Source organism: Gluconacetobacter diazotrophicus PA1 5 (assembly GCF_000021325.1).
Taxonomy (GTDB): domain Bacteria; phylum Pseudomonadota; class Alphaproteobacteria; order Acetobacterales; family Acetobacteraceae; genus Gluconacetobacter; species Gluconacetobacter diazotrophicus.
This window is the reverse complement of record NC_011365.1, coordinates 1,005,025-1,031,655: the sequence shown is the minus strand read 5'-3', so window position 1 is coordinate 1,031,655 and position 26,631 is coordinate 1,005,025. Positions and strand designations below refer to the sequence as shown.

Genomic DNA, 26,631 nt, shown 5'->3' with positions numbered 1-26,631 from the left:
AATTCGATATCGTAACAATATCAACGCAATGCGAGCTTTCCGCCCGACTTGTCACAGGGGTAGCGGCCGGACACGCATGCGGACATGTTTCGTTTCGCGATACGTTGCCAGGCCTTCCGGCCCCAGTTCTCTTCCGAAGCCACTCATCTTCCAGCCGCCGAATGGCGCCTGAAGTTCGCTGACATCGTTTACGTTTATTCCGATGCCACCAGCCTCGATTCGATCTGCGACGGCCCAGGCGCGTTCCAGGTCGCGGCCGTAGATGTAAGCGGCCAGGCCGAAGGGAAGCGCGTTCGCCACCTCGATGGCTTCGGCGATCGTGTCGAAGGAACGGATCGCGGCGACGGGGCCGAACGTCTCCTGGGTCATGACCAGCGCATCGTCGGGAACGCCGTCGAGAACCGCTGGCTGAAAGAAGTAACCAGCGTCAAGACCATCCTGTTCGGGAATGGTACCGCCACAGAGCAGCCGGCCACCGCGATGCAGTGCGTCCTCGATGTGCTGCGCGGCCCGCGCACGTACCGGCTCGGCCAGTACCGGTCCGTAGAGGGTGCCCGGTGCCATGCCGTGACCGAGGCGAATGGCCTGCGTCGCTTCGACCATGGCGGCGCGGAACCTGTCCAGGACCGGCCGTGCGACCAGAATGCGATTCACCGCAATGCAGATCTGTCCCATGTTGGAGAAGCTGCGTCGCACTGCGGCAGTCGCGGCTTCCTCGATATCGGCATCGTCGAGAACGAGAAGCGGACACTGACCGCCGAGTTCGAGGGCCACCCGCTTGAGGTTGCCGGCCGCTTGCCGCATGATGGACTGGCCTGCGGGCACGGATGCCGTGGCCGAAATCAGCCGAATGTCGGGATGGGCCGCCAGCGCTGCGCCGACATCCGGCCCGTCGCCTGGAATGTCGTTCAGCACCCCCGGCGGCAATCCGGCATCGGACAGGCAATGGACGATTTCCGCGATCGCCAGCGGCGTTTCCGGTGGTGGCTTGACGACCATGGCGCATCCCGCAGCCAGGGCGGGGGCAATCTTCCAGACGTAGAGATCTACCGGATAGTTCCACGGTACGATCGCAGCGACGACACCCACAGGTGCATCCGTGACCAGGCTACGCAGGTCCGGACGGACTGATGGGCGAATTGTTCCGCCCAGGCGCCGTGCTTCCTCGGCATAGTAGTGCAGGACCTCGACACCGAACAGAATTTCCTTGCGTGAGTCGGCAACGGGCTTGCCCTGCTCACGGGTCAGGATTTCCGCGATCCTGTCGACACGCTCGGTGATCAAGTCCGCCGCGCGGTGCAAAATCCGTGCCCGCCGATCGGGTTCTGTGCCCCCCCATCCCGATTGGGCACGCAAGGCCGCGACAACAGCGCGCGTGACATCTTCCGCCGTCGCCAACGCGGTGACGCCGACATCGCTGCCGGTTGCAGGATCGCGAATGGTTCGCCGCTTTCCGCGAACGGCGTCGACCCATGTGCCATCGATGAACAGCAGTCGCGTCATGTCTCGACCCTTTCTCAGCGTCCGCGCAGGCGACGCCACAGTTCGGCGTAGTTCCGGTCATTCTGCTGCGTGGCGCTCGCCTTGTGTTCCGTGTTCGGATTGACCATCACGAACGGCTGAATGCCACGCTTGACCAGTTCCTCGGCGGTAGCCGAGACGATGGCATGCGCGACGGCAATCGTCAGGCTGGTCGAACTGGCACCCACCGGCGCATCCAGTCCGGCGATGCGCAGGCTTGCGTCGGCCTTGGGCACCCCCGTATCGATCACCACATCCGCGACCTCGAACAGCCGCTTTCCCGACGAGTGGCGCGATTGCGTGGTCGAGGAGTGCGGGAGCGAGGTAACGGCGATAACCGCCATACCCTGCGCCTGCGCCTCAAGCGCCATGTCAAGGATCACGGCGTTGATACCGGAGTGCGAGAACAGGATGAGCGTGTCACCCGGAAGCAGTTGATGCGATGACAGGATCGCCTTGCCATAGCCTTCGACCGCGTGAATGAAACGGTATTGCCGCGCCCCCTGGTCGCCCAGCACGCGATGGAACGAGATCATGCTGCTTTCGACGATCGGCCGGAATCCGGCGATTGTCCCTGTCCGTGGAAACGTCTCGATCGCGGGGAGCGCCCCATGGCCGGTTCCGAAGGTGAAGACCAGCTTGTCGTCCGCGATGCTGTCGGCACAGAGCCGCGCCGCGCGCCGAATGGCATCGTGCTGCGTCGTCTTGACGAATTCGAGACGCGAGGCAAGAACATCGAAATATTCGTTGATGATATCGGTCATGAGTCTGTCTCCTCTTCCTCGTGAAAGGAGGCGTTCGAAACACTGTCGAGCGCGATCTGGAACAGTTCGTGTTCGGTGGCGGTCGTGGCGGCTGCGTCCAGCTTGGCTTGGGTTACGGGGTCAACAGTGGCCATGCACAGGCTCGAAACACGCGCATCCAGCATGCGTCCCGCGACCAGAAGGGCGGACGTCTCCATGTCGGCTGCGATCAGGCCGTAGTTCCCGATATCGGCCAGCAGTTCCGGACGGACCCGCTGGCGCGCGCCGGGCAGGGTGAACATCTCCGAGTAGAAACCGTCATAGCTTGCGAAGACCCCTGAATAATAGGGGTGTTTTCCGGACTTCAGGCGATCGAGAATCACCTCGTTCAGGGAACGGTCGGCCAATGCCGGATACCCCGCCGGGGCATAGCTGGCCGAAGTTCCTTCGCGGCGCAGGGCACCTTCCGCAACCACGAAATCACCCAGGGAAACCGGTCCGGCCGCCATCGCGGTGCCGATGCGCAGAAAAAGCCCGACCCCCAGAGCGCGCAGTTCCTCCATGACCACCACGGCGATCGGCGCCCCCATTCCGAAGGCGGTTACCGTGACCCGCCGGCCGGCGTGGGTGCCGGTGATGGTCTGCAATCCCCTGCTGATCGGCACGCGATGCACATCGTCCAGTAGAAGGGCGATTCTATCGACGCGGGCCGGATCTCCGACCAGGATCGCCACCTTGCCGACGTCCGCGGACGTCGCGCCGATATACCAGGCCGTTTTTATATCTTCGCGTTCTGACATGTTCCTTAGGCTCTCTTGTCGTTTTGCCGTTCGGACAGCATGGCTCGCGCGGCCTCCATGCCGGCGCCCAGCGCAGTATCCGGATCGGCGTTGTCGCGTATCAGGGCGGCCAGCATGCTGCCTGCCAGCGTGTCGCCGGCCCCTGACGGGTCGATAACCGTCACGGGATTCGTCATCCGGTGCCTGCTCACGCCGTTACTGCGGATGCAGGCACCGTCTCGCCCCCGGGTCTCGATCAGGATCTGTCCCGGTCGGGCGGGGGCATCGCGTCCGGCCTTCGCCACCATGTCGGCTTCGGCCAGGCTGCTGAAAATGATGTCGGCGCGGCCTGCGATTTCCGCCGCCAGGTCGCAGGGAAAGGCATCGGCATCGTTCTTCGCGATCCAGGCCAGCATCGCGTCCGGTCTGGCATGGCGCAGCGCCTGGCGGATCATCCCGGCAGGGGCAACGCTCAGGCACACGCACTCCGCCTGTTCCAGCAGCGCGATCTGTCGCCCGGACAGGTGTGCCGGCTCCGTGCCGTCGGGATTGCGCAGCGGCTCGTAAAGGCAGGCACATTCGCCGGTCGCGTCATAGATCATCGCGGTAACCGGCGTCCGGGCTCCGGCAACGACATCGAGACAGCGCACGTCTGCGCCGTCGGCCTGCAGGGCGGTGCGATAGGCTGATCCCAGCGCGTCGTCACCGACCTGGCTGATGATCGCGGGGTGGGCGATGCCACCCCGGTTCATCGCGCGGGATACGAAGGCCGGGGCCCCGCCGACACGCGGCCATCCGTCGGTCGGACGCGCGCGGATCAGGCTGGTACGGCCAGGCGTGATCGCGCCACCCAGCACGATGACATAATCCATGCTAGCATAGCCGAGGACGGCGACGCGGCTCATCCCAGCATCTTCTCGGCTTCGGTTGCCGACACGACCTCGCCGAAATACCGCGCGATGTCTTCCAGCGATGCTTCGGCCAGGTGGGGGCGATTGGAACTGGTCGCCTCACGCGGAACGATGGGGGTGAAGCCATGGGCGAAGGCATCCTGCACGGTGGCGCGGATGCAGCAATTCGTCTTGACGCCGACGATGATGAGATGGGTTACATTCTGCTCATGCAGGAACAGGGCCAGATCCGTGGCGAAGAAGGCGCTGTACCGACGCTTGTAGATGACGGCCTCGGCCGGTCCGGCAGGCTCGAACCCGGTGACGAAATCGGTGCTCGGGTCGCCTTCCAGATGGTGAATCGGCAGTTTCTTCCACTCGAAATCATCGTGGAACGTCCGGTGCCGTTCGGCGGCATGGATGACGAGATGCCCATGCTGCCGCGCCGCGCGCAGCATGGTCGCAATGACAGGCAGGACGTCTTCGGCGCCCGGATAGTAATTGGGTTCACCCGGATCGAAAAACGAGTTGATCACGTCGACCAGAAGCAGCGCGATCTTGCGTCGCGAAGTCATGTTTTCAGTCCTTTCAGCATGCGCTGGAGGTTGGGCTGATGACGGTTGGCGACGGCCTGGGCGCCCAGCACGCAGATCACGGCCAGATAGGGCGCGGCCTGCGCCAGCGCTGTCGGCAATCCGTCGGCCTGTGCATGGATGGCGGCCTCGGTCAGCAGGCCCAGCATCAGGCACGCCGCCGCCGTGGAGAAGGGACGCGCCCGGCCGATATAGAAAGCCGCCAGCGCCATGAAGCCGCGTCCGTTTGAAATATTCGTGCTGAACGCGCCGACGATCCCAAGAGAAAGGTCCGCTCCGGCCAGGCCGGCCAACACGCCCGCTGCGATCGTGGCGGCGGCCTGCAGACGTTTTGGGTCGAAACCCAGGGCTGTCGCCGCACCCGGTGACTCGCCCGCCGCGCGCAGACGAAGTCCCAGCCGATGATGACGGAGAAACCAGGCGCAGGCCGGGACAAGGCTCCAGGACAGCAGCGTCAGCGCATCGAGCGTTCCAAGTTCCGGTATCGCAACGACTGGAAGGCGTCGCGCCGCAGGAAGGGACAGCAGTCCCGTAACGCCGAAGGCGAGCTTGACGACCAGGCGGCATACGGCCTGCGCGCTCATGTCGAAGCCCAGGCCCGTCACGATCTGGTCTGTGCGGGCAAAGCGGATGACAGCCGCCATCAGGGCTGCGGTCCCCCCGCCGGCGATCGCGGCACCTGCCACCCCGCCCAAGGATGAACCCGTCACCGCCGACGCGACTTCTCCGGCAAGGGCGCCGGCCAGGATGAACGAGTCCAGTCCGACGTTCACCGTGCCGCCCTGGCGGTTGATCGCTCCGCCAAGGGCGGCAAGGAGGATCGGCGTCGTCGCGGCAAGCGCGTCATGAAGGAACGTCAGGCTCATTCCGCCCCCCTTGCCAGGGACGACATGTCGGGACGTCCGAACGTCAGGCGCGCGGACGAGAAAATGATGACGCTTCCGACGATCAGGTCCACGACCTCTTCGGGCAGGCCGGCCAGAAGCTGGACCCCGATGCCCGCCACGTTCAGCGCCCCCAGTGCCATGGCCGCCACGGCCATAGGGAAGGCATGATTCGCGCCCAGAATCGCCACGGCCAGCCCCATGAAGCCGTAATTGGAGGAGAAACCCGCGACGAAACGATGCAGATTGCCCAGGACGTGCAGCCCGCCTCCCAGGCCGCCGACGGCGCCCGAGACGACCATGGTCCCGATCAGGAGACGGGTGCGCGGCAGGCCGACGGCAGCAGCGAAACGCCGATTGCGTCCCATGATCCGCGTCTCGAACCCCGATACCGTGTAGCGCGCCCAGAGTCCGTACGAGACGATGACGAGGAGACCAACGAAAAAGCTGCCGTCCAGGGTACCGGATGCCAGCAGATGGGGAACACGCGATGCCACGGGAACCATGGCCGTTGCGGAATTCGCCGAACCCGGGGCAAGGAAGAATTGTTGCACGAGGCCGTCGGCCACCGCCTGCGCCACGAAATTGAGCATCAGAGTGGTGACGATCTCATCCACGCCGAGGCAGGCATACAGGACCGCCGGAAGAACCATCCAGGCCGCCCCGGCACCCATGCCCGCCAGCAGCGTCATCGTGACAAGGAAAGGGGACGGCAGGATTGGCAGATACGTCGCCGTGACCGCTGACGTCAGGCCACCCAGCACGAAACACCCTTCTATCCCGACATTGAAGATGCCGCTGCGGAAGGACAGCGCGGCCGCGACCGCCGTCAGGATCAAAGGTGCCGCGGCCGAACAGGTTTCGGCCAGGGCGGCCGCGCTTCCGAATGCGGCCTGCACGATCACGGACAGGACATGCATCGGGTTGAAGCCGCTGAGCGTGATGATCGCGGTGGCGAACATCAGCGCCAGCAGCGACGATGTCAGCCAGTAGAGACGAAGCGCTCCGTTCATGCCGCATGCACGGGCAGCAACCGCCCGTCCTCGCGCAGTTGAAGAACGCGCGAAGCCAGCGCCTCGACTTCGTCCCGGTCCTCCGAAACCATGACGACGGCGCCCCCGGATTCGACGAAATCGCGCAATACGCCGTGAATGAAGGCAATTCCGGCCAGATCGACGCCGCGGGTCGGCTGCGCGACCAGCAAGATGCGGGACGCACCGTCCAGTTCGCGCGCCAGGGCGACGCGTTGCTGGTTGCCGCCCGACAGGACGCCGACCGGCAGGTCGTCGGCCGGCCGCCGGACCGAAAAGCGGTCCAGCAATGCCGCGGTATGCGCGCGAATGGCGGCATGATCCAGAATCCGCAGCCGACTGAAGGGTCGGACGCGATGGCGGCCCGCGATGGCGTTGTCGCGAATGGACATATCCCGGCACAGACTTTCCGTGGCGCGATCGGCGCTGAGATATCGGATGCCGGCACGCCGGCGCGCCGTCACGGAGCAGGCGGTGATGTTCCGCCCGTCGATGGATATCGTGCCGGCCGCCGCGCGGCGCAGGCCGGCCAGAACCTCGAGAAGCTCAATCTGCCCCCGGCCGGGCGCACCGGTTATCGCCAGTATCTCGCCAGCCCGGATATCGAGGGAAATATCCCTGGTACGAACGACGCCGCTATCGTCGGTGACGCATACGCCGCGCGCCGTCAGGCACACCTCGCCCGCGACCTGCTCCGCGGGGGCTGTAAAGACGATATCCTCTCCTGTGACTTCGCGCATCAGAAGGTTACGGTCGGCGCTGATGCGCTCGATCGTGGACTGATGGCGCCCTTCCCGAAGAACCGTAATCCTGTCGGCAATATCGAGGACTTCGTTCAGACGATGACTGATGAACAGGATCGTGCGCCCGTTATCGCGCAAGCGACGCAGAATCCCCAGAAGCGAGGCGACCTGTTCATGCGCCAGAACCGCGCTGGGTTCGTCCAGAATCAGGATGTCCGCGCCGCGATACAGGATACGGAGAATCTCGATAACCTGCAGAACATGAAGCGGTGTCGCCGACACGGTCGCGTCCCAGTCGACCGCGACGCCAATCGTGCGTGCCAGTTCCTCGGCCGCGCAACGCGCTGCCTTCCAGTCGACCACACCGGACCGGCCGACCGGCTCCGCGCCGAGAACGAGGTTTTCCAGAAGCGTCAGGCCGGAAACAAGATTGAACTCCTGGTGGACCATGCCGATTCCATGGCGGAACGCAACCTGCGGTGAGGACAGGACAACCCGTTGGCCATCGATCAGGATGTCGCCACCGGTGGGCTGGCACAGTCCCTGCAGCATGCGCATCAGGGTCGTCTTTCCCGCGCCATTGCCCCCCAGGAAGGCGTGAATCGACCCCCGATGGATCTGAATCGAAATGTCGTCGTTGGCGACGAACGTGCCGAACAGACGGGTCAGGCCGCGCGTCTCGATACGAATGGGCGGCAACGCGTTCATTGATAGAAATCCGGATAACCCTGGGCGGTTACGTCCCAGACATGAACATGATCGTTCAGGATATCGCTCCGTGCCCGTGCGACGTCGGACAGGACATCCGGAGGCAGGATTGCACGCGTGAAACGCATGTCGCTCAAGCCGATGCCTCCGCTGGCCAGGCCCATGCGGATCACGCCGTCGTCGGGCAGCGTTCCGTCATGCCATGACCGCACGACATTTCGTACGGCCAGGTCTGTATGTTTGACCATGCTGGTCAGGACATGCCCCGGCGCAAGACCGTCCTCGTCCTGGTCGACGCCGATGGCGTAGCGGTTCATGTCCCGCGCCGCCCGTATGGCGCCTATCCCTGTCGTGCCGGCGACGGCATAGATGATACCGACGCCACCGCGATACATGGCACGCGCCATTTCGAAGCCGAGGGCCGGATCTCCAAAAGAATTGGCATAAGCGACGTGAATCGTGATTTTCGGGTCTATGGATCGTGCGCCCTGGATGAAGCCGACGATGAACTTATCGATCCCCGCCGACCGTACGCCGCCGATCACGCCCAGGCCGGCATGGCGATCCAGGCCCGGCAGCGCACGGTCGCGCAGGGATGCTGCCGCCAGGACCCCGGCCAGGTATGATCCCTCCTGTTCCTGAAACAGGATCGATGTGATGTTGGGTCCATGCACAACCTGGTTCAATGTCACGAAACGGCAGCGCGCGAATTGCGGCGCGACTTCGGCGATGACCGCACCGTGGGCGTATTCCAGGTCGACAATCAGTCCGAATCCCGCCGCCGCGGCCTGACGCAGGATATCGGCGCCCTCGGATACGACCGAGGCGGTTTCCACGATGCGCCCCGTGACACCGATGTCACGAACACCCTGCAGAAAGCCTGCGGTACCCAGATCGTTATAGGACTGGTCGCCCAGGCCGCCCTGGCCGACGACCAGGACGGCATGCGGGGCTTCAGCGCTTCTTGCCGGACAGCTTGCGGCCGGCAAGGCGCCCGCGACCGAAATCGAGACCAGGACCGCCGTCAACTGTGGATGACGCATCCGTCTTGTCATTGACAGGCTCCCTATCCGCCGTGGCATTCCTGATCAATCGTGATTCGTAATAATAATGGCGAGCGTCATAGACCGCCTCGACCATATCGAGCAGTCGGCCGGAAGCGTCGAAGGACTGGCGATGCACGACGATCAGAACGGCGGGATCGTTCAGGCCGAGCAACACCTGTTCGTCGGGCGTGGCCAGGCGACCGCTCAGCCGTTCGGAGGCGCTTGCTACCGGGTAACCATGCGTCGCCAGAAACCTGTAGAACGAAAAATCCTCGCGCGCCGCGATCTGTCTGGTCAGACCGGTTGCGGTCACCAGTTCCTCGGGCACCACCGAATGGTGGCGGGCAATAGGCACGCCGTCGACGTAGCGCAGGCGGTCCATGACCGTGACCGGGCCATCGCTTTCGAAGGGCGGCACGCCGTTCCCGGGCCATTTCTCGAAGGCGCATAGACGGTGCGTCGCGACCCGCCCCGCGGCTTTCACGGCCTCGGTAAAGCTTAAAAGCATGCCCGGGGTCCTACGCAGAGGCCGATCCGCCACGAAGGTGCCTGCCCCCTGGCGCCGAACGACGAGCCCTTCGTCAACGAGTGCCTCGACCGCGCGGGAGACGGTAAAGCGGCTGACGCCCCAGGCGTTCGCCAAGGCCGGTTCGCTCGCCAGTTTTGTGCCGGGCTTGCTCGCGTCGATTTCCTGACGGAGACGTTCGGCGATCTGTTGATATAGCGGAGATGGAACCATGGGGCCTTCGCAAGCTGTCTGCAACCTGACCGGTTGTCCAGTCAACTATGCAGACTGGTACGCAGGAGGCAAGACATTTCGTTCGATATCGAGATGAATGTGGCTGTGCCATTTGTTAATGAGCTGAATTAAAATCATTATCCCTGTCGAGAATCGCTTTGATCCTCGGCTGAGCACGCGGAAATGCCGTCCGATGTTCATGAAAAGGGTGACGGTTCCACGGACATGGCCGGCTCCTGGTTTGGCTGAGAGGAGTTCAAGCGTGGACAGCCCCGCGTTCCATCCCGAACTGCTGGCGGTGGATGGATACTGTCTGCGATGACGTCACGGGAGCCAACGAAACAGACGGCTCCCTGCCGTTGAACCATCAGCTTCTATCGGTCACTGAACGAGCCATTTCCGAGTTTGTATTAACGAGAGCGTCTGCAAGCTGAAACGCGTTCTGCGTGGCGGCGCCAAATGTGGTGTTGTCGTAGATCGTCCAGATATCGGCGCCGCGTTCGGCGAGTGAAGCAACGACTTTCGCGTGGGCTTCGATGGCGTCTTTCCCATAAGGTGACTCGTAGATGCGGGGGGAGCCGTGCAGGCGAAAATAGGCGAGGCCGCCCCAGCCTCCGGGTTGCGCCGCACGCAATGGCTTGGCCGGGTCCGCCGCGACCCGTGATACCTGCTGCCTGCGTAACATGTGGTCGACCTCGGGCTGGAACCAACTGGCATGTCTCGGTTCCAGAACGACAGATCCAGTGATCATACCCTTCAGATCATTGATGAATTGTTCGGCGGCATCGCCGGGATAGGCGAAACTCGGAGGAAGCTGAACCAGGATGGGACCACGCTTGTCGCCCAAGCCACCCGTTTCCTCGGCAAAGCGTTCGATGAGCGACCGACAATCGATCAGGCGGCGCTCATGCGTGATCGTCCTGGGCAGTTTGACGGAGAAGCGGAACTCGGGCGGGACGCTCGCCGCCCAGCGCTGATAGGTCGTGCGCCGGTGCGGTCTGTAGAAACTGCTGTTGATCTCGACAGCAGAAAAGCGCGCGCCATAGCGTTCAAGGTGTGTGCCGACCGATGGAAACTGCCCGGCAAGCGCGGGTGGGATCGACCAGCCAGCGACGCCGACGCGAATGGACATGAACCGCTCCTCCTACGACCAACTGTGGCGGAAACGGGGCCCCTCGCCGGCGCCTGTGCCGCACATGCCGATTTCACCCACGCCCTTGACCCCCAGCGGACTGACAGCAACGTCCCGGCATCCGGGACGCACCAGGGCCTCGTCCCCACGCCGCCAAGCGCGATGCAGCCGCGCTGGATCATACCGTCCTCGATCTGCAGACCGACGGCGACCGAGACGATTGCGAAAGCGAAGGAGAGCCGGTCGCGAATCTTGAGGTAGGTATAATAATGGCAGCGTGTCCGTTGGTTCAGGTTGCCGCCGTTGGTCGCCACGTTCCCGATCTGCGGGCTGGCACCGGCGAGAATGGCGGAGGTCAGAAGGGGGGACAACCTAGCCATGAGGGGATGGGCCGCGGTATCGGCATTGGTGGCAAGGGCACCAAGGTGCAGGCCCCCCTGGCTCATCGAAGGCTGTGTCCCGAGGTGTGGTATAGGAGCGAGTCTGGCTGCTGAGGCGGCCATCGCCGGTCTTTGATAGGGTTCGGGTGCGAACTGAACCTGAAGGACCTGACGATGACCGACGAGAAGATGGCGCTGCTGGAGCTTGTGGAGCAAGCGTCGGATGGCGATTTTGTTCGTGAGATGCTGGCGTTCGCTGCCGATCGGATGATGGAGATGGAGGTTGAGGCCGGGACCGGTGCGCCGCTTGGCGCGCGTTCGGCCTCCCGCTCGACCCAACGCAACGGCTACCGCGCTCGGAACTGGGACACCCGGGCGGGCACGGTGGAGCTTGCGATCCCGAAGCTACGCAAGGGCAGCTATTTCCCGACCTTCCTGGAGCCGCGGAAAACGGCGGAAAAGGCACTGCTGGCGGTCATCCAGGAAGCCTACGTCCAGGGTATTTCCACGCGATCGGTCGATGATCTCGTCCGCGCGATGGGCGCCGGGGGCATCTCCAAAAGCCAGGTCAGTCGTCTGGTGGGCGAGATCGACGAACGGGTCAACAGCTTCCTGTCTCGGCCGATCGAGGGCGAATGGCCGTATCTCTGGATCGACGCCACCTATCTGAAACTGCGCCAGGGTGGCCGGATTGTCTCGATTGCCGTGATAATCGCCGTGGGCGTAAATACGGACGGCCGTCGTGAGGTGCTCGGCGTGGCGACGGGACCGTCCGAAGCGGAAGCGTTCTGGACGGATTTCCTGCGCTCCCTGGCCGATCGCGGCCTGCGCGGCGTGAAGTTGGTGGTGGCCGACGCGCATGCCGGACTGCGGGCCGCGGCCGGTCGCGTGTTCAATGCGACCCTGCAACGCTGCCGGGTGCACTGGCTGCGCAATGCGCTCGCCCATGCCCATGCGAAGCAGCGTCCTGCCATCTCGGCCCTGTTGCGCACGATCTTCACGCAGGAAACCGCCGAGGATGCGTCACGCCAATGGCGGCACGTCACCGACAAGCTGCGCGAAGGCTTTCCGAAGCTGGCCGAATTCATGAAGCGGACGGAAGTGGACGTGCTTGCCTACATGGGCTTTCCTCGGGAGCATTGGACGCAAATCTCGTCGACGAACCCGATCGAGCGGGTGAACAGGGAGATCAAGCGTCGCTGCGACGTCATCGGCATTTTCCCCAACGATGCCGCCATTATCCGCCTCGTCGGCGCGCTGATGTGTAGAAGTCTCGACTAAATCTGACGGATGGTGTCTGCTGAAGCTCAACCAGGGCTGCGGCGGGGGCGGAGTGGCCGGGCGACGCAGCCCCCGCCGCAGCCATCGGAGGATATCCTCATGACCCGTGACCAGAAGATCATCCGCGCCAAAGTTGGCCTGCTGGAACTATCGAAGCAACTGGGCAACGTCTCCCAGGCCTGCAAGATGATGGGGTATTCGCGCGACAGCTTCTACCGCTTCAAGGAGCTCTACGACAAAGGCGGCGAAATCGCGCTCCAGGAACTCTCCCGCCGCAAACCCTTGCTGAAAAACCGCGTCGAGCCGGCGGTTGAGGAAGCAGTGGTCGCGATCGCCATCGAACAACCGGCCTGGGGCCAGGCCCGCGTGGCCAACGAACTGCTCAAGCGCGGCGTCACCGTCTCTCCTTTCGGGGTGCGCAGCATCTGGCTGCGCCACGACCTCGCTACCATGAAGCTCCGCCTCAAGGCGCTCGAAGCCAAGATGGCCCAGGAACGGCTGATCCTCACCGAAAGCCAGCTTGCGGCCCTGGAGAAGGCCAAGGCCGACAAGGAGGCCTGGGGCGAGTTCGAGACCGAATGTCCCGGCTATTGCGGCGCCCAGGATACCTTCTATGTCGGCACCCTGAAGGGCGTCGGTCGCGTCTACCAGCAGACCTTCGTCGATACCTACAGCAAGGTCGGCTTCGCCAAGCTCTATGACCGCAAGACCCCGGTTACCGCTGCCGACCTGCTCAACGACCGCGTCATCCCCTTCTTCGAGCTGCACGATCTCCCGCTCCAGCGCGTGCTGACCGACCGGGGCACCGAATTCTGCGGCTCTCATGACCGCCATGAATACGAACTCTATCTGGCGGTGGAGAACATCGACCATACCCGCACCAAGGCGCGCAGCCCGCAGACCAACGGCATCGTCGAGCGCTTCCACAAGACCATGCTCGACGAGTTCTATCGTGTCACTTTTCGCCGCAAGATCTACGACAGCATCCACGAACTCCAGGCAGACCTCGACGAATGGATGGATGACTTCAACCGCAATCGCACCCACCAGGGACGATACTGCTTCGGCAAAACCCCGATGCAAACCTTCCTTGACGCAGCCCACCACGCCCGCGAAAAAGATATCGGGCGCCACGTCGAACACCACATGAACGCGTAGCATCCACGCCGGCCACTTCAAGCCGTCCGTCAGATTAAGTGCAAACTTCTACAGCTGATGCTCGAACAGAACGACGAGTGGGCGGTCTGCCGACGTTACATGACGCTGGAAGGACTGGCCGCCATCAGCCATAATCCCACAATCAGCCTGCCCGCCGTGGCCGCCTGATAACCTCGAACCCTTCGAGGAACGGTGCTCCTATGACCCTGCCCCGAACGTGCCCTCAGTTTTGAGTTAGGGTCTGTGTATTGTTGTATGCCTTGGTGGCGTGTTGAGCGAAAGCCTCTGGCGTCATGCCATTGAGGCTGGTGTGAGGCCTGACGGCGTTGTAGTCGGCCCGCCAGTCCTCGATGACCGTCCGAGCGTGGGCGATGTTACGGAACAGATGCTCATTGAGGCATTCGTCGCGGAACCGGCCGTTGAAGCTCTCGACGAACCCGTTCTGCTGCGGCTTGCCCGGTGCGATATAGTGCCACAGCACCGATCGCTTCTGCTGCCAGGCCAGGATCGCGTTCGATGTCATCTCGGTGCCATTGTCGCTAACGATCATCAGCGGCCAGCCGCGATGCTCGCCGATCCGGTCGAGTTCACGACCGAGGCGTTCGCCTGATAACGAGGTGTCCGCCACCAGCGCCAGACATTCGCGCGTGTAGTCGTCGACCACCGTCAGCACCCGGAAGCGCCGTCCGTTGTTCAATGCATCCGAGACGAAATCCAGGCTCCAGCGCTGGTTCGGCCCGTCGGGCAGCATCATCGGCGAGCGCGTGCCCAGCGCCCGTTTCCGGCCGCCACGCTTGCGGACCGACAGCCCCTCTTCGCGATACAGCCGGAACAGCTTCTTGTGGTTCATCGTCATTCCTTCCCGGCCGAGCAGGATATGCAGTCGCCGGTAGCCAAATCGCCGTCGCTCCCCAGCCAGTTCGCGCAGCCGCCCGCGCGCTGCGGCATCATCCGGGCGGCGTGACGCATAGCGCCAGGTCTTCGGGTCCATGCCGATCAGCCGGCAGGCCCGTCGCTGCGAATACTCTTTCTCCCGGATCGCCCAGGTCACGGCTTCCCGCCGCAAACCGGGCGTCACGAGTTTTTTGCCAGTAGTTCCTTCAGCGTCGAGACGTCCATCACGCTCTCCGCCAGAAGCCGCTTCAGCTTCGCGTTCTCTTCTTCAAGAGCCTTGAGGCGCCGCGCTTCCGACACCTCCATCCCGCCGTATTTCGACCGCCAGGTGTAGAAGGTCGCGTCACTGATCCCGTGCTTGCGGCACAGATCCGCAGCCGTAGCGCCCGCCTGATGCTCTTTCAGGACCCCGATAATCTGGTCCTGCGTAAATCGCGCTTTCTTCATCGTCTGTCTCCAGTGGACAGACCTTACTTCAATGCGAGGGCATTTCAGGGGGCAAGGTCACCTACACCACACCTCGGGACACAGCCCTCATCGAAAGAGACTTGAGATCGGCCACGTGTGCAGGACGCTCGACATCCGATTTCATGAGATCGATCCTCAACCCGCTTGCGGATGCGCTGGCTGATTGCGTAGCCGGGATGGCGCGTGGTGCGACCATCGATGGAAGATCGTCTGCCTGACAGGTTCTGGGCCACGTGAAGCGCGCACCGATCCCAACGTGCCGCCCCTGCCGCCGCACATCACGTTGCAGCAGGCCAGGGAATTCCTGTCCTCGCTTCCTGCCGAGCCCGAGCGTACAAGCGTCATTCTCGGTTCGGCCAAGGAAATGCTGGCTTCGATCCTGCCGTCCCGGAAGCCGTGAGTCGTCCGGACTTCCAGATCGACGGCGTCACGGCGCAAGCCTTTACCCTTCCGACGGACGGACCGGAAGCGGCGATCATCATCGTGCATGTCCAGGCGGGCGAGCGCGTCGGTTTCGGCTACACCTATTCCGACGCCACGGTAGCCCGACTGATCGAAGACACCCTGAAGTCGAAGATCGTCGGCCAGCACCGAGTCTGAGGCCCGGAGGATGAAACCGATCAGGGCCGGTCAGGAGAGGAACGGAACACCTTCATGGGCCACCAGCAGGTCGTGGAGGTCGGTGGCATGGTCTTCCTCGTCCGCCAGGAATCCTTCGAGCATGATGCGGGTGGTCGGATCGTCATCGCCGAAATAGCGGATAAGCTCCTGATAATGCTCGATCACGACGCGCTCGGCGATCAGGTCCTGCTTGACCATCTCGACGAGATTCCCACCGTTGCCGTATTCCGTCGCCGAGCGTGTGGCCAGTCCTTCCGGATTGAAGTTCGGGACCCCGCCAAGCTGGTCAATCCGCTGAGCCGCCGCCAGCATGTGCTTGCGCTCGGACGCTGCGTGTTCGGCAAACTCGCGGCCCACGCTCTCGCTGGTCAGGCCCTCGACCGAAATGGAATGCATGGTGTAGCGCAGGACACAGACAAGTTCGGTGGCGACGACCGCCTGAAGAAGCTCGATCGTCTTCTTTACGTCCCCCTTGTAGGACGGCATTACGGCTCCGTCATCGAGAGACTTCTGCGCCCGTTCGCGCAGGGTCTTCACGTCGGAGAGGAAAGCATTCTTCGTATCAATGGTCATGGCCGGGTTCCCTTCGTCTGAGACATGAATTCGTAACGTCGTGATGGCGAAAGGTTGCATGCAACCTGGATGGGCGTTTATTGGCAAATTCTTATTATTGATCAGAAAAATCCGTCCGATACCTTCAATTCCTGCTGCGACAGCTACGCAGTTCACGCGATCTGCTGTGGACTGGCACCGGTATGATGATTGTGGAAGGCCCGACAGGGCGGTGCTCCGGACATGGTGGCGGAGCGGCCTTGATGACTGTCGGTGCCTTTCCGGTCAGGCCCTGACGAAATCTTCGTGCGCGCGCAGCTTGTGTGTTGCCTGCGGCAACTGTTCCTGCAACGCCTGAACCGTGGCCGATTTCGTCAGGCCGGTCTGCGAGGCAAAGGTGTCGAGGATATCCTCGGGCACCAGAGCCGTAACGGTCTCCTCGGACGTTTCCTGCGGCAGGCGTTCCATCAACCATTCCTTGACTTCCGCTTCGACGCCGACGTTTCTGGCACGCGTCATCAAGCCGTCCTTCCCGGTTGAAACGAGATATGCGCCAAGGAGACTGGACAGACCCGAATGGTCGCCGGCCGCCCCCGTCACGACGTCGGAAACTTTGCTGATGGCGCTGGTCGCGATGGATGTTTTGTCGTTGGTCATGCCAACCTCCTGCTATTGTCTATTCCTGTGAATGTTCTTGGCGGGCGCGTACTGGTGGCGCCCTTACTCCAGCCTGCCGGACAGCACGGCGTGCGCCGTCACGTCCGGACGTCCCGCCGTGACCAGGCCGACGCAGCGGCCGTTCCGGGCCAGACGCGCAACGAAATGAAGCGCGTCCAGATCGCCTTCGATGGTCACGTCGTCGAATGGTTCATGATAGCCCGCATATTCGATCTTGCTTCCGAATTGCTGGGTCCAGAACCAGGGAAGAAAACGCGAAGGCCCGGATCGACCCGTGATCGTCCGCGCGGCCTGACGGCCCTGCACCTGTGCCGAGCGCCAGTGCTCGATCCGGACGCGGCTGTCGCCATGCGTGATGCGTGCACAGTCCCCGGCGACGGAGATGCCGGGAAGGGCCTGCATGCGGTCGTCGACATCGATGCCGCCATCCGGGGCCGCCAGTGCCGCCGCGAAACCGGTAGCGGGTTGCACGCCGACACCCACCAGGACGATTTCGTCTTCCAGACTGGTACCGTCGTCGAGAGAGACCCTCTCGACACGCTGGTCTCCCTCCATTCCGACGATGCGTCGTCCACCGCTGTAGACCACGCCGTTTTCCTCATGCAGGCGCCGCAGCCGCGCGCCGACCTCGCGGCCGAACATTTTCGCGAACGGGATATCGTCCGGTGCGATGATCGTTACCTGCATGCCCCGGGATGTCAGCGATGCGGCGGCCTCCATGCCGATGAAATTTCCCCCGCTGATCACGACCCGTCCGTTCGGAGGACAGGCCGCGAGCATTCGCTGTGCATCGACTGTCTGCCGAAGCGTGAATACGCCCGGCAGATCGGCACCGGGTACGTCCAGGGGGCGGGGAGTGGAGCCGGGGGCAAGCAGCACATGATCGGCCGCCAGAACCCGCCCGTCCGCCAGCGTGATGGCGCGCGACGGCGCATCCAGTGCCACGACCAGGCCCACGACGCGATCGATGCCGTGATCGGTCCAGAAGCCGTCCGGACGCAGTAATGGGGGCATGTCACCGTCGGCCTTGCCGGCCAGTACGGCCTTGGTCAGCGCCGTGCGATCGTAAGGCGCCGCATCCTGACTATCGACCATGGTCACCGAGCCGGCAAAGCCGAATTCGCGCAGCGAGACAGCGGCGGCGACACCGGCGGCTCCGGCCCCCACGATCAGGACGCTCTGCGCCGGCCCCTCGGTCCCGGACGATAGCGGGCGTGCGCCGAGGGAGACAAGGACGCGCCCGTCGCGGATCTCGGTCGGGTAGGATGCCAGAGGATCAAGGGCAAGGGGCTCGAGCAGCCGCCCATCCTCGACCGAAAAGATCGCCTTGTGCCATGGGCAGACCAGCCGGTCGCCGCATACGACACTCTTTTCCAGCGGCGCGCCCTTATGCGGGCATTCCGCGGCAAGAGCACGCACCTGCCCGTTCTCCCGCCGAAGCAGAAGCACCGGGTGACCCTCGACCTCCACACGGCGCGCGATGGCGGGATCGAGATCTTCAAGGGCCGCGACGTCGTGCCACGGCGCGTCACGGCGATATGGACTGTCTTGCGTCACTGAATATCCTCTCGAAACAGATGATCGGCGCGGCCGCCATTACGGCAGTCCGACCCCTCCATTCACGCCGACGACCTGGCCCGTCATGTAGCTGGCTTCGGCGGAGGCCAGTTGTACATAGACGGGCGCGATTTCGGCCGGCTGTCCCGGGCGGCCCATCGGCACGTCGGTGCCGAATTTCTCGACATTTTCTATCGTCTGGCCACCACTGACCTGCAGCGGGGTCCAGAATGGGCCGGGTGCGATGGCGTTGACCCTGATGCCGCGCCTGACAAGCTGCTTCGCCAATCCTTTCGCGAAGTTGGCGATTCCTGCCTTCGTGATCGAATAATCAAGAATGTTGCTCGATGGATTGTAGGCATTCGTCGAGGCGGTGAAGATGATGGCTGATCCGGGCTTCATGCGCGGGATCGCCGCCTTGGCCAGCCAGAAGAGCGCATAGAGATTGGTTCGGAGCGTCCAATCGAAATCCTCGGTGCTGACTTCAAGGATATCGTCATGCGTGTGCTGCCGTCCCGCGTAATTCACGAAGATGTCCAGGCCGCCCAGTTCCGTCGCGGCGCGGGCGATGAGGTCCTGGCAGAATGCCTCGTTCCGGATATCGCCCGGCAGCCCCACGAACTTGCGTCCCGCCTGCTGCACCAGCGCCTGGACGTCCCGTGCATCACTTTCCTCCTGCGGCAGGTAATTGATGGCGACGTCGGCGCCTTCCCGCGCATAGGCGATCGCGGCGGCGCGGCCCAGGCCGGAATCTCCTCCGGTAATCAGGGCTTTCCGTCCGGCAAGGCGTCCGCTGCCCCGGTAGCTGTGCTCCCATGGTCGGGACGCGGGTCCATCTTCGATGCCAGGCCGGGCCACGGCTGCGGTTGCGCCTTGAACGGGGCGTGTGGAAACAGTCCCCGGGGATCGGCAAGCGGGACGGCGGCCGCAGTCGGTGCGTCGGCTGCGGCTGCACGCTGACCGAAGCCCGACGCGCCCGCCACGGCCGCAACGCCGGCGGCTTGGATCAGCCGGCGGCGCGACGAATCATGGTTCCGGTTGTTGCTGTCGTCAGTCATCGGCACTCCTTTCGTGCTGCGAAACCGCCACGGGACGACATGACGTCGCCGCCCGGACAAGCGGCATCTGCCCCCGGAATTCTGTCGGGGGACGATGCGGGCAAGATCTCTCCGCAGGCACATGTCCGGCGGCGGCCCATTGGTTGGCACTCTTTTGCATACGCAGGCCGCGGACATTCGTTCCGGCCGATACGGCAACGCCGCCATGCGCCAGGTGGGAAGGAGACGCATACGCCCGCCCGCCGGGGAGCGACCTGAAAAAGAAGGTCAACCTGACCGGCCTTCGCCCGTTGGGTGGTATCCACCCCATCGCAGGAGACGAAAATGCCCGTACAGGGAGCACGCCCGGACAATTCGCCATCTGGGCGCATCCAGGACAAGGTTGCCGTGATCACCGGTGCAGCCAACGGCATGGGCCGCGCGACGGCGGAACGTTTCGCGGCCGAGGGCGCGAAACTGGTCCTGGCCGACCTCGACAGGGAAAAGCTGGAAGCCCTGGTGGCCGAGATCGCGGGGCGCGGTATTCAGGTGACAGGCGTGCCCGGCGACGTCAGCCGCGAGGCCGACATGCAGGCTCTGATGGATGAAGCCGTCGCGCATTTCGGCCGGATCGATATCCTGATCGCCAATGCCGGTATCATCCCGGAGGCCGACCTCGCGTCCGCCACCGTCGATCTGTGGGACCACACGATGGCTGTCGACGGACGCGGCATGTTCCTCAGCTGCAAATATGCCGCGGCCGAAATGGTAAAGGCGGGAAAGGGGGCCATCGTCTGCCTGTCGTCGATTTCCGCCTTTGCGGGACAGAAAGGCCAGGCTGTGTACGGCCCGGCGAAATTCGTGGCGTCCGGGTTGACCAAGCACCTCGCCATCGACCTTGCCGACAAGGGCGTGCGCGTCAACGCCGTGGCCCCGGGTACGATCGACACGCCCGCCGTGGCCAAGCTGGGCAAGGAGGGCATCGCGAAAGTGGTCGCCATGCACCCGCTGGGCCGCATGGGAAAGCCAGAAGAAGTCGCCAGCGCGATCCTGTTCCTGGCATCGGACGAGGCATCCTTCATCACGGGTGCCGTCCTGCCGGTGGATGGTGGATATCTCGCCCAGTAATCGTGCGGTAACCGTTCCGCATCAGCGGCGGGCAGGCTGAGGCCGTGCATGCGACTGCCGCCCGTGGGGAGCCGAAGGATAGCGACCTGATCGGCGTGATGCCTCAGTCTCCCTGATCGGCGTGGGGCTGGCGGTCGGTACCATGGGGGCCCTGCTTTCGAACTTTGTCGGGGGCCTATTGACGTCCGCCTATGGCTTCAATGCGGCATTCCTGGCCCTGGCAGGAAGTGGAATTGCCGTGTTTCTCCTGTTCCTGTTCGCTATGCCCGAAACCCGGGAAACGCGGCGCGCACCCGCGCGGCGGCTCGCCCTGACAGGGACGCGTTAGGAAGCTCTTCCCGCCGGACGGTGACCGGTCCGGCGCGCAGGAAGAGGAACCGTTCCATCCAGTTTCGTTATTTTGTCAGTGGTTTCTACGAATGGAGGATATCCCATGGATCTGGAAATTCGTGATCGCCTGGCTTTGATTACCGGCGGGGATTCCGGAATCGGCTTTGCCACCGCCCGGCTTCTGTTGCGCGAGGGCGCGCGGGTGGCGTTGAGTGACAAGGAGGCGGGGCCCCTGCAGGACGCGGTCGCGGAACTCTCGCGATTCGGACAAGTTCGCGGATTTCCGGCCGATCTGACGGATGCGCGCCAGGTGCAGGGGCTTCATGCCCAGGTGACGGCGGAGATGGGCAATCCGGACATCGTCATATCGGCGGCGGGAATAACCGGTCCGACCGGGCTCTTCCACGAATTGACCGAAAAGGACTGGAACCTGGTCCTGGACGTCAATTTTCTAAGTGCCGTCCGCGTGGCGCACGCCTTCGTACCTGCGATGCGGAAGGCAGGGTGGGGGCGTGTCGTTTTCGTGGCCTCCGAAGACGCGGTGCAGCCGTATGTGGACGAACTGCCCTATTGTGCGTCCAAGGCGGCGATTCTCAGCCTCGCCAAGGGTCTTTCGAATACCTATGGCCAGGACGGAATTACCGTCAATACAGTGTCCCCGGCCTTCATCGCCACGCCTATGACGGATGCGATGATGGAAAAGCGTTCGGCCCGTGACAACGTGTCCTTCGATGATGCCGTCCGGACGTTTCTGGAGGACGAACGTCCGATGATGGTCATCAAACGCCGTGGCCGGGCAGAGGAAGTGGCGGCGGCAATCGTATATCTGACATCGGCGCAGGCCGAGTTCACGACAGGGGCGGTCCTTCGCGTGGATGGCGGTTCGGTGGGCACCATGGTTTGACATCCTGTGGAAGAATGGGATGTCTGCCGGGTTATTGATGCCAGCTCAGGCCTTTCGGTACAAGCGAGAAGCCGCAGGCGCGCAGGGCCGTGTCCAGGCTCGTCGTTCTCACGGGACGCTCGTTGACCGTTTCAAGCGTGAACATGAGGTGTTTCTCACGCCTCAGCGTGGCGGCGAGCGACGCCAGGCTGGCACCGAGCATGCCGGCATGGGCGGGATCATCGGCATCGATGTAGGTCAGCAGGGTACGTCCGCCCTGCGTCAGATAGAGCACGAGGTGCCCGCCGGCGATCACGACGAACGCGCCGCCGCGCCGTGTCGGGCGCATTGCGGACGGGTGCGACGGCCAGGGCAGGATCGTGCCGAAGGGGTTGGCCGGGTCGGCCGCCGACAGGGCCACCGGCGTGGGATCGGTGGTGCGACGGCCCGCGAGTTCGCGCAGCCGGTCCACGGTCGCGCGCTCCGCGAACTGGGAAGCCCCCAGTCCTTCGACGAAGCGGCCGCGCAGGATCTGCCCGGCATCCTCCATGCTGCGGAAGATCGGCTGGAGCGCCGGGAAACCGCCCGGCACGTCTTCGGCGACGGCCGCGCCGCGCGTGACGATGCCGTAGCGGTCGAGAAGCCCCTCGACCAATGCCAGCGCCCGGGCCGTATCGCTGGCCGGTTCGCGGGGCAGCAGGGACCAGCGGCCTGCCAGGGTCGGATCGCCCCGCGCGCCGGTTCCCGGTTGCGCGAACGACGGGAAGCCGCGCAGGCCCCTGCGCCGCCGCGACAGGGAAACCGGACGGGGGCGGTGGGCCGCGCGTGCGCCCGCCCGCGCACGTAGCGGCGCCCAACTGTCGCTGGTGACGTATCCGGCCCAGGCGAGGTCCCAGAGCGCCGTATCGAGGTCCGATGCCGACACCATGGGGTCTCCGTCCCAGGTTCCGGCCGGTTCCTCCGTCAGCCGGACGGTTGCCAGCGTCGCAAGCTGGCGTGCGAAATAGGCCCCGCATCGGCGAGAACGTCGAGGATGGATCGCTGAAGCGGCGACAGGGCCGCCATGTCATCGGCATCCGGTGGAGGCGGCAGGGTCTCGGCGGCGAAATCCCGGGGATGCAGGGAAACCAGACCGTCTTCCCCGCCCAGCCTGCCATGGCCGCACCACAGGACCGCGCCCAGGGCGATCAGTTCGTCCAGCATGGCCGAAATGTAGTGATGCACCCGCGCCCCCAGGATCTGGCTTTCCCATAACGAGGCGGGCAAGGGCACGCCGGCCAGTTGTTCGATGGCGCGCGCGAGGCCGTCAATGCCCGTGAACATTCCCCCGGTCATGGGCGGGGAATGCAGCGCGGGCTGGCCGACGGATTCGGCCACAAGGCCATGGCGTTCCAGCAGCAGGTGGACATAGGCCTCCCTGCAAGCCGGGCGGGTCGCCTCGCGCGCCGCCTGGAGCGAGCGCAGCCGCAGGCGCCGGAACACGTCGTCGGCCACCCATTCGTGACGCGCCAGGGGGTTGGAGGGGACGGGATCGACCCCGGTGGATTCATCCCACGCTTCCAGCCGGCGCTCGACGCCGAAATTGCCCTTGAGCAGCTTGCCCTGTTCGCGCAGCCCCTCCAGTGCCGTATCGGCGACCGTAACGCCCAGACCGAACCGGGCGGCCACCGCGTTCGTCGTGAAAGGCCCATGGGTGCGCGCATATCGCGCGAACAGGTCGCGGAGCGGGTCGGGGACCGGTTGCAGGAAAATGCCGGGCAGGGCGGGCGGGAATGTCATGCCGAGCGCATCGCGCAGCCGCCCGGCATCCTCGATTGCGGCCCAGCACGGTTGGCCCGCCATGGCCACCGGGATGACGCGGCGCTCGGCTACGAGGGCTGCGAGGCAGGATTCGGCGTCGCCGTCCGCGAGGCGCCGCGCGATCTCCTGCGTCGATAGCGGGCCGAGTTCGCGCACCAGGTCGGCCACGCCCTCCTTTCCCTTCGCCCGCCGGGCCGGGGCCAGCCGCTGCAACTCGCTTTCGACCTGGTCGATGATGATGGGATCGAGAAGCGTCCCGAGATCGACCTCGCCGAGAAGATCGGCGAGCAGCCCGCTGTCCAGGGACAGGACGGAGGCGCGCCGCTCGGCAATCGGCGCGTCCGTCGCATACATGAATTCCCCGACGTAGCCGAACAGCAGGTCCGCCGCGAAGGGCGACGGGATTTCGGTCGTCACTTCGACGATCCGGACCGCACCGTCCGCCAGGCGGCGTGCCAGGCCGTCGAGTGCCGCAAGGTCGTAGACGTCCTGCAGGCATTCGCGGGCGGTTTCGATCAGGATCGGAAAATCCGGGTGATCGCGGACGATTTCCAGCAACTGGCCGGCGCGCAGCCGCTGTTGCCACAGCGGGGATCGGCGGCCGGGCGTGCGGCGCGGCAGAAGCAGCGCGCGGGCGGCACATTCCCGAAAGCGGGCCGCGAACAGGGCCGAACCGCCCACGGCCTCCGTCACGATGCCCCGCAGTTTGTCCGGGTCGAACAGGAACAGTTCCGCGCCCGGCAGCCGCCCGGCCGTATCGGGCAGGCGGGCGACGATGCCGTCATCGCTGGCCACCACCGAAGGGTCGATTCCGAACCGGCACTGGACCCGCGCCGCGATTGCCAGCGCCCAGGGGTCATGTACGCGGCGCCCGTAGGGCGAATGCAGGATGACCCGCCAGTCGCCGGTCTCGTCACGGCAGCGTTCGACGACCAGGGTCCGGTCCGTCGGCAGCACGCCGGTCGCGGTACGTTGCGTGTCGATCAGGGCCAGTATGTTGGTGATCGCGTTCGGATCGAGCCCGGCCGCCCGCAGCCGCGTCTCCGGTCCGGGGAGGGGCGCGCCGTCCCCGGCCTCTTCGCGCGGACCGGTGTCGAGCGCGGCCAGGAAGGCGCCGATCGCCGCGCCCAGTTCGGCGGGCCGCCGCACGCCGTCGCCGTGCCAGAACGGCAGCCGGGCGGAACGGCCCGGCGCAGGGGTCACGATGACCTGGTCGTTGGTGATCTGTTCGATGCGCCAGGACGTCGTGCCCAGCGTGATGATGTCGTTCACCCGGGATTCGTAGACCATCTCCTCGTCCAGTTCCCCGACGCGGCGCGATCCGGCCCGTTCCTCGCCTTCGGGCAGGACGACGGTGAAGAGTCCCCGGTCGGGGATGGTGCCGCCGCTGGTGACGGCAAGCTGCAGGGCGCCGGGGCGCGGCGTCAGCAATCCGGTCTCGCGGTGCCAGACCAGGCGCGGGCGGAACGCGGCGAAATCGTCCGAGGGATAGCGCCCGGCCAACATGTCGAGCGTCGCATCGAACGCGGCGCGCGGCAGCGTCCGGAACGGCGCTGCACGGCGGACCGTCGCGTACCAGTCCTCGACGGCGAGGGGCGAGACGGCGACCGCCGCCACCGTCTGCTGTGCCAGCACGTCGAGCGGGTTGCGCGGCGGATCGAGGGTCTCGATACGGCCGGCGAGCATGGATTCGACGGTGACGGTGGCATCGACCAGATCGCGCCGCGTGCGCGGATAGACCAGCCCGGACGAGGCACCGCCCACCTGATGGCCGGCGCGGCCCACCCGTTGCAGGCCGCTGGCCACGGAAGGAGGGGCCGCGACCTGGATCACCAGGTCGACCAGCCCCATGTCGATGCCCAGTTCCAGGCTGGACGTCGCGACGACGCAGCGGAGTTCGCCGGATTTGAGGGCGCTTTCGATCTCGCGCCGCTGTTCCTTCGAGACCGAGCCGTGGTGGGACCGCGCGAGCAGGGGCGGCGCGCCTGTCGATCGCTTTTCGGTGCTTCCGGAGACCGATGCGTAGTGGGCGGTCGGCTCGGGGTCCGGCATGTCCTGCGCGAACCGCTCGGCGTAGAGTTCGTTGAGCCTGGCCGTGAGTTTCTCGGCGAGGCCGCGTGAATTGGTGAAGACGATCGTCGCGCGCCGGGGCAGGATCCTGTCGAGGATGCTGGCCTCGACATGCGGCCAGATGGAGCCCGCGCGCGTGCTCCGTTCTCCATCGCCGGGCTGGCCGCCGGATGCCGCAAGGTCGCTCATGTCCGCGACCGGCACGACGATCTTCAGGTCGAGCCGGCGGCTGGAGGGCGGATTGACGATCGTGACCGGCCGCGCGCCGCCCAAAAACAGCGCCACCCGATCGGCCGGGCGTACGGTCGCCGACAGCCCGATGCGCTGGGCTCGCGTCGGCAGCAGCGCATCCAGGCGCTCCAGGCTCAGCGCCAGGTGCGCGCCGCGCTTGGTGCCGGCCACGGCGTGGACTTCGTCGACGATCACGGCATGAACGCCCCGCAACGTCTCGCGCGCCTTCGACGTCAGCATCAGATAGAGCGATTCGGGCGTGGTGATGAGGATGTCGGGCGGACGGCGCAGCAGTCCCGCCCGTTCGGCGGAGGGCGTATCGCCGGTGCGCATGCCCACGGTGATCTCGACCGCCAAGTCACCGCGCCGCTTTCGCTCCGCCCCCACGCCATGGAGCGGGATACGCAGGTTGCGCTGCACGTCGGCGCCCAGCGCCTTGATCGGCGAGATGTAGAGAACGCGTGTCGCCGCCCCTGGCCCGGGCGTCGTGGATTCCGCTGCCGTCCCGGCGACGGCTTCGGCCTCGCGTTCGCGGAACAGCCGGTCGATCGCGTGCAGGAACGCGGCCAGCGTCTTGCCCGACCCCGTCGGCGCGATCACCAGCGCATTTTCGCCGGCGCCGATGGCCGTCCAGGCTGCCGCCTGTGCCGGGGTCGGAGAAGCGAACGCGGCCTTGAACCACGCGCGGGTCGCGGGGGTGAACCGCGCAAGCGGGTTCGTGGTGGAGGGTCTTGCGGGAGGCGTCATTCCGCAG

22 protein-coding genes and 4 pseudogenes are annotated in these 26,631 nt (G+C 64.8%); 6 read left to right on the top strand and 20 right to left on the bottom strand.

All coding sequences use genetic code 11. From position 1 onward, the window contains the following. Window positions 1-51 precede the first annotated feature (51 nt). The 12 genes and pseudogenes from GDIA_RS04495 to GDIA_RS18340 form a co-directional block, all read right to left on the bottom strand. Complete coding sequence (locus GDIA_RS04495) at window positions 52-1,503, bottom strand: aldehyde dehydrogenase family protein (RefSeq protein WP_012553420.1); 1,452 nt, start codon at window positions 1,501-1,503, stop codon at window positions 52-54. A 14-nt stretch (window positions 1,504-1,517) separates the two neighbouring features. Further along, the gene (locus tag GDIA_RS04490; RefSeq protein WP_012553419.1) at window positions 1,518-2,285 is read right to left on the bottom strand and encodes an SIS domain-containing protein; all 768 of its coding nucleotides are present in this window, start codon (window positions 2,283-2,285) and stop codon (window positions 1,518-1,520) included. Next, window positions 2,282-3,064, bottom strand: coding sequence for a nucleoside phosphorylase (locus GDIA_RS04485; RefSeq protein ID WP_012226816.1), 783 nt, complete (start codon window positions 3,062-3,064; stop codon window positions 2,282-2,284). Before GDIA_RS04485 ends, GDIA_RS04490 begins: the two co-directional genes overlap by 4 nt. Before the next feature lie 5 nt (window positions 3,065-3,069). Beyond that, window positions 3,070-3,948: a carbohydrate kinase family protein gene (locus tag GDIA_RS04480; protein ID WP_012553418.1), complete on the bottom strand. Its 879-nt coding sequence runs from the start codon at window positions 3,946-3,948 to the stop codon at window positions 3,070-3,072. Beyond that, on the bottom strand, window positions 3,945-4,508 hold the full coding sequence (locus GDIA_RS04475) for a cysteine hydrolase family protein (protein ID WP_012226810.1): 564 nt from the start codon (window positions 4,506-4,508) through the stop codon (window positions 3,945-3,947). Before GDIA_RS04475 ends, GDIA_RS04480 begins: the two co-directional genes overlap by 4 nt. Then, window positions 4,505-5,392 carry an ABC transporter permease gene (locus GDIA_RS04470; RefSeq protein WP_012226809.1) on the bottom strand — a complete coding sequence of 296 codons (888 nt, stop codon included), beginning with the start codon at window positions 5,390-5,392 and terminating at the stop codon, window positions 4,505-4,507. Before GDIA_RS04470 ends, GDIA_RS04475 begins: the two co-directional genes overlap by 4 nt. Next, window positions 5,389-6,423: an ABC transporter permease gene (locus GDIA_RS04465; RefSeq protein WP_012226808.1), complete on the bottom strand. Its 1,035-nt coding sequence runs from the start codon at window positions 6,421-6,423 to the stop codon at window positions 5,389-5,391. Before GDIA_RS04465 ends, GDIA_RS04470 begins: the two co-directional genes overlap by 4 nt. Further along, on the bottom strand, window positions 6,420-7,892 hold the full coding sequence (locus GDIA_RS04460) for an ABC transporter ATP-binding protein (RefSeq protein ID WP_012226807.1): 1,473 nt from the start codon (window positions 7,890-7,892) through the stop codon (window positions 6,420-6,422). Before GDIA_RS04460 ends, GDIA_RS04465 begins: the two co-directional genes overlap by 4 nt. After that, complete coding sequence (locus GDIA_RS04455; RefSeq protein ID WP_231854119.1) at window positions 7,889-8,947, bottom strand: BMP family lipoprotein; 1,059 nt, start codon at window positions 8,945-8,947, stop codon at window positions 7,889-7,891. The genes GDIA_RS04460 and GDIA_RS04455 overlap by 4 nt, the downstream gene beginning before the upstream one ends. Further along, window positions 8,847-9,677 (bottom strand): GntR family transcriptional regulator, encoded by an 831-nt coding sequence (locus GDIA_RS04450; protein WP_012553417.1) that lies wholly within the window; start codon window positions 9,675-9,677, stop codon window positions 8,847-8,849. Before GDIA_RS04450 ends, GDIA_RS04455 begins: the two co-directional genes overlap by 101 nt. A gap of 367 nt (window positions 9,678-10,044) precedes the next feature. After that, a complete protein-coding gene (locus GDIA_RS04445) occupies window positions 10,045-10,809 on the bottom strand; it encodes a DUF72 domain-containing protein (RefSeq protein ID WP_012226804.1) in 765 nt (254 codons plus the stop codon). A gap of 116 nt (window positions 10,810-10,925) precedes the next feature. Beyond that, window positions 10,926-11,255: pseudogene (locus tag GDIA_RS18340) on the bottom strand (FAD binding domain-containing protein); the annotation flags it as partial. Between the two features lie 108 nt (window positions 11,256-11,363). Here GDIA_RS18340 and GDIA_RS04440 point away from each other — a divergent pair. Both GDIA_RS04440 and GDIA_RS04435 read left to right on the top strand, forming a co-directional pair. Then, window positions 11,364-12,467, top strand: a pseudogene (locus GDIA_RS04440) (IS256-like element ISGdi8 family transposase); the annotation flags it as partial. A 102-nt stretch (window positions 12,468-12,569) separates the two neighbouring features. After that, entirely contained in the window at window positions 12,570-13,628 is a 1,059-nt protein-coding gene (locus GDIA_RS04435; protein ID WP_012222646.1) for an IS481-like element ISGdi10 family transposase, read from the top strand. A gap of 223 nt (window positions 13,629-13,851) precedes the next feature. On the opposite strand, the gene GDIA_RS04425 is transcribed toward GDIA_RS04435, so the two are convergent. Both GDIA_RS04425 and GDIA_RS19875 read right to left on the bottom strand, forming a co-directional pair. Continuing rightward, window positions 13,852-14,969, bottom strand: a protein-coding gene (locus GDIA_RS04425) for an IS3-like element ISGdi11 family transposase (protein ID WP_157864127.1) whose coding sequence is annotated in 2 segments (ribosomal slippage) — window positions 13,852-14,717 and window positions 14,717-14,969 — 1,119 coding nt in all. Because the reading frame shifts where the segments join, the coding sequence is not laid out codon by codon here. A 44-nt stretch (window positions 14,970-15,013) separates the two neighbouring features. Further along, window positions 15,014-15,226: pseudogene (locus tag GDIA_RS19875) on the bottom strand (hypothetical protein); the annotation flags it as partial. On the opposite strand from GDIA_RS19875, the gene GDIA_RS19870 reads away from it, so the two are divergent. Then, on the top strand, window positions 15,154-15,390 hold the full coding sequence (locus GDIA_RS19870) for a hypothetical protein (protein ID WP_390614182.1): 237 nt from the start codon (window positions 15,154-15,156) through the stop codon (window positions 15,388-15,390). The pseudogene GDIA_RS19875 and the gene GDIA_RS19870 sit on opposite strands and share 73 nt — an antisense overlap. Further along, complete coding sequence (locus GDIA_RS04415) at window positions 15,387-15,590, top strand: mandelate racemase (RefSeq protein ID WP_012553416.1); 204 nt, start codon at window positions 15,387-15,389, stop codon at window positions 15,588-15,590. The genes GDIA_RS19870 and GDIA_RS04415 overlap by 4 nt, the downstream gene beginning before the upstream one ends. A gap of 30 nt (window positions 15,591-15,620) precedes the next feature. On the opposite strand, the gene GDIA_RS04410 is transcribed toward GDIA_RS04415, so the two are convergent. From GDIA_RS04410 to GDIA_RS04395, 4 genes and pseudogenes are all read right to left on the bottom strand, one after another. Beyond that, window positions 15,621-16,184 (bottom strand): ferritin-like domain-containing protein, encoded by a 564-nt coding sequence (locus GDIA_RS04410; RefSeq protein ID WP_012226789.1) that lies wholly within the window; start codon window positions 16,182-16,184, stop codon window positions 15,621-15,623. A gap of 264 nt (window positions 16,185-16,448) precedes the next feature. Beyond that, window positions 16,449-16,820 (bottom strand): YidB family protein, encoded by a 372-nt coding sequence (locus GDIA_RS04405; protein ID WP_012226781.1) that lies wholly within the window; start codon window positions 16,818-16,820, stop codon window positions 16,449-16,451. Between the two features lie 63 nt (window positions 16,821-16,883). Next, on the bottom strand, window positions 16,884-18,398 hold the full coding sequence (locus GDIA_RS04400) for an FAD-dependent oxidoreductase (RefSeq protein ID WP_012553415.1): 1,515 nt from the start codon (window positions 18,396-18,398) through the stop codon (window positions 16,884-16,886). A gap of 39 nt (window positions 18,399-18,437) precedes the next feature. After that, a pseudogene (locus GDIA_RS04395) lies at window positions 18,438-19,456 on the bottom strand (SDR family oxidoreductase). A 324-nt stretch (window positions 19,457-19,780) separates the two neighbouring features. Here GDIA_RS04395 and GDIA_RS04390 point away from each other — a divergent pair. Then, entirely contained in the window at window positions 19,781-20,563 is a 783-nt protein-coding gene (locus GDIA_RS04390) for an SDR family NAD(P)-dependent oxidoreductase (RefSeq protein ID WP_012226771.1), read from the top strand. A 433-nt stretch (window positions 20,564-20,996) separates the two neighbouring features. Continuing rightward, window positions 20,997-21,797, top strand: coding sequence for an SDR family NAD(P)-dependent oxidoreductase (locus GDIA_RS04380; protein ID WP_012553412.1), 801 nt, complete (start codon window positions 20,997-20,999; stop codon window positions 21,795-21,797). Between the two features lie 31 nt (window positions 21,798-21,828). Here GDIA_RS04380 and GDIA_RS19500 read toward each other — a convergent pair whose 3' ends face one another. Both GDIA_RS19500 and GDIA_RS04375 read right to left on the bottom strand, forming a co-directional pair. Then, window positions 21,829-22,704, bottom strand: a complete 876-nt coding sequence (locus tag GDIA_RS19500) for an Lhr family helicase (RefSeq protein ID WP_211205836.1) — start codon at window positions 22,702-22,704, stop codon at window positions 21,829-21,831. Window positions 22,705-22,739: 35 nt separating this feature from the next. Beyond that, window positions 22,740-26,624, bottom strand: coding sequence for an ATP-dependent helicase (locus GDIA_RS04375; RefSeq protein WP_211205835.1), 3,885 nt, complete (start codon window positions 26,622-26,624; stop codon window positions 22,740-22,742). Between the last annotated feature and the right edge of the window lie 7 nt (window positions 26,625-26,631).

Excerpts from the sequence above, each read along its gene's own strand:
- GDIA_RS04495 (WP_012553420.1), bottom strand. The coding sequence starts at position 1,503 with ATGACGCGACTGCTGTTCATCGATGGCACATGGGTCGACGCCGTTCGC.
- GDIA_RS04490 (WP_012553419.1), bottom strand. The coding sequence starts at position 2,285 with ATGACCGATATCATCAACGAATATTTCGATGTTCTTGCCTCGCGTCTC.
- GDIA_RS04485 (WP_012226816.1), bottom strand. The coding sequence starts at position 3,064 with ATGTCAGAACGCGAAGATATAAAAACGGCCTGGTATATCGGCGCGACG.
- GDIA_RS04480 (WP_012553418.1), bottom strand. The coding sequence starts at position 3,948 with ATGAGCCGCGTCGCCGTCCTCGGCTATGCTAGCATGGATTATGTCATC.
- GDIA_RS04475 (WP_012226810.1), bottom strand. The coding sequence starts at position 4,508 with ATGACTTCGCGACGCAAGATCGCGCTGCTTCTGGTCGACGTGATCAAC.
- GDIA_RS04470 (WP_012226809.1), bottom strand. The coding sequence starts at position 5,392 with ATGAGCCTGACGTTCCTTCATGACGCGCTTGCCGCGACGACGCCGATC.
- GDIA_RS04465 (WP_012226808.1), bottom strand. The coding sequence starts at position 6,423 with ATGAACGGAGCGCTTCGTCTCTACTGGCTGACATCGTCGCTGCTGGCG.
- GDIA_RS04460 (WP_012226807.1), bottom strand. The coding sequence starts at position 7,892 with ATGAACGCGTTGCCGCCCATTCGTATCGAGACGCGCGGCCTGACCCGT.
- GDIA_RS04455 (WP_231854119.1), bottom strand. The coding sequence starts at position 8,947 with ATGACAAGACGGATGCGTCATCCACAGTTGACGGCGGTCCTGGTCTCG.
- GDIA_RS04450 (WP_012553417.1), bottom strand. The coding sequence starts at position 9,677 with ATGGTTCCATCTCCGCTATATCAACAGATCGCCGAACGTCTCCGTCAG.
- GDIA_RS04445 (WP_012226804.1), bottom strand. The coding sequence starts at position 10,809 with ATGTCCATTCGCGTCGGCGTCGCTGGCTGGTCGATCCCACCCGCGCTT.
- GDIA_RS04435 (WP_012222646.1), top strand. The coding sequence starts at position 12,570 with ATGACCCGTGACCAGAAGATCATCCGCGCCAAAGTTGGCCTGCTGGAA.
- GDIA_RS04410 (WP_012226789.1), bottom strand. The coding sequence starts at position 16,184 with ATGACCATTGATACGAAGAATGCTTTCCTCTCCGACGTGAAGACCCTG.
- GDIA_RS04405 (WP_012226781.1), bottom strand. The coding sequence starts at position 16,820 with ATGACCAACGACAAAACATCCATCGCGACCAGCGCCATCAGCAAAGTT.
- GDIA_RS04390 (WP_012226771.1), top strand. The coding sequence starts at position 19,781 with ATGCCCGTACAGGGAGCACGCCCGGACAATTCGCCATCTGGGCGCATC.
- GDIA_RS04380 (WP_012553412.1), top strand. The coding sequence starts at position 20,997 with ATGGATCTGGAAATTCGTGATCGCCTGGCTTTGATTACCGGCGGGGAT.
- GDIA_RS19500 (WP_211205836.1), bottom strand. The coding sequence starts at position 22,704 with ATGGTGTCGGCATCGGACCTCGATACGGCGCTCTGGGACCTCGCCTGG.
- GDIA_RS04375 (WP_211205835.1), bottom strand. The coding sequence starts at position 26,624 with ATGACGCCTCCCGCAAGACCCTCCACCACGAACCCGCTTGCGCGGTTC.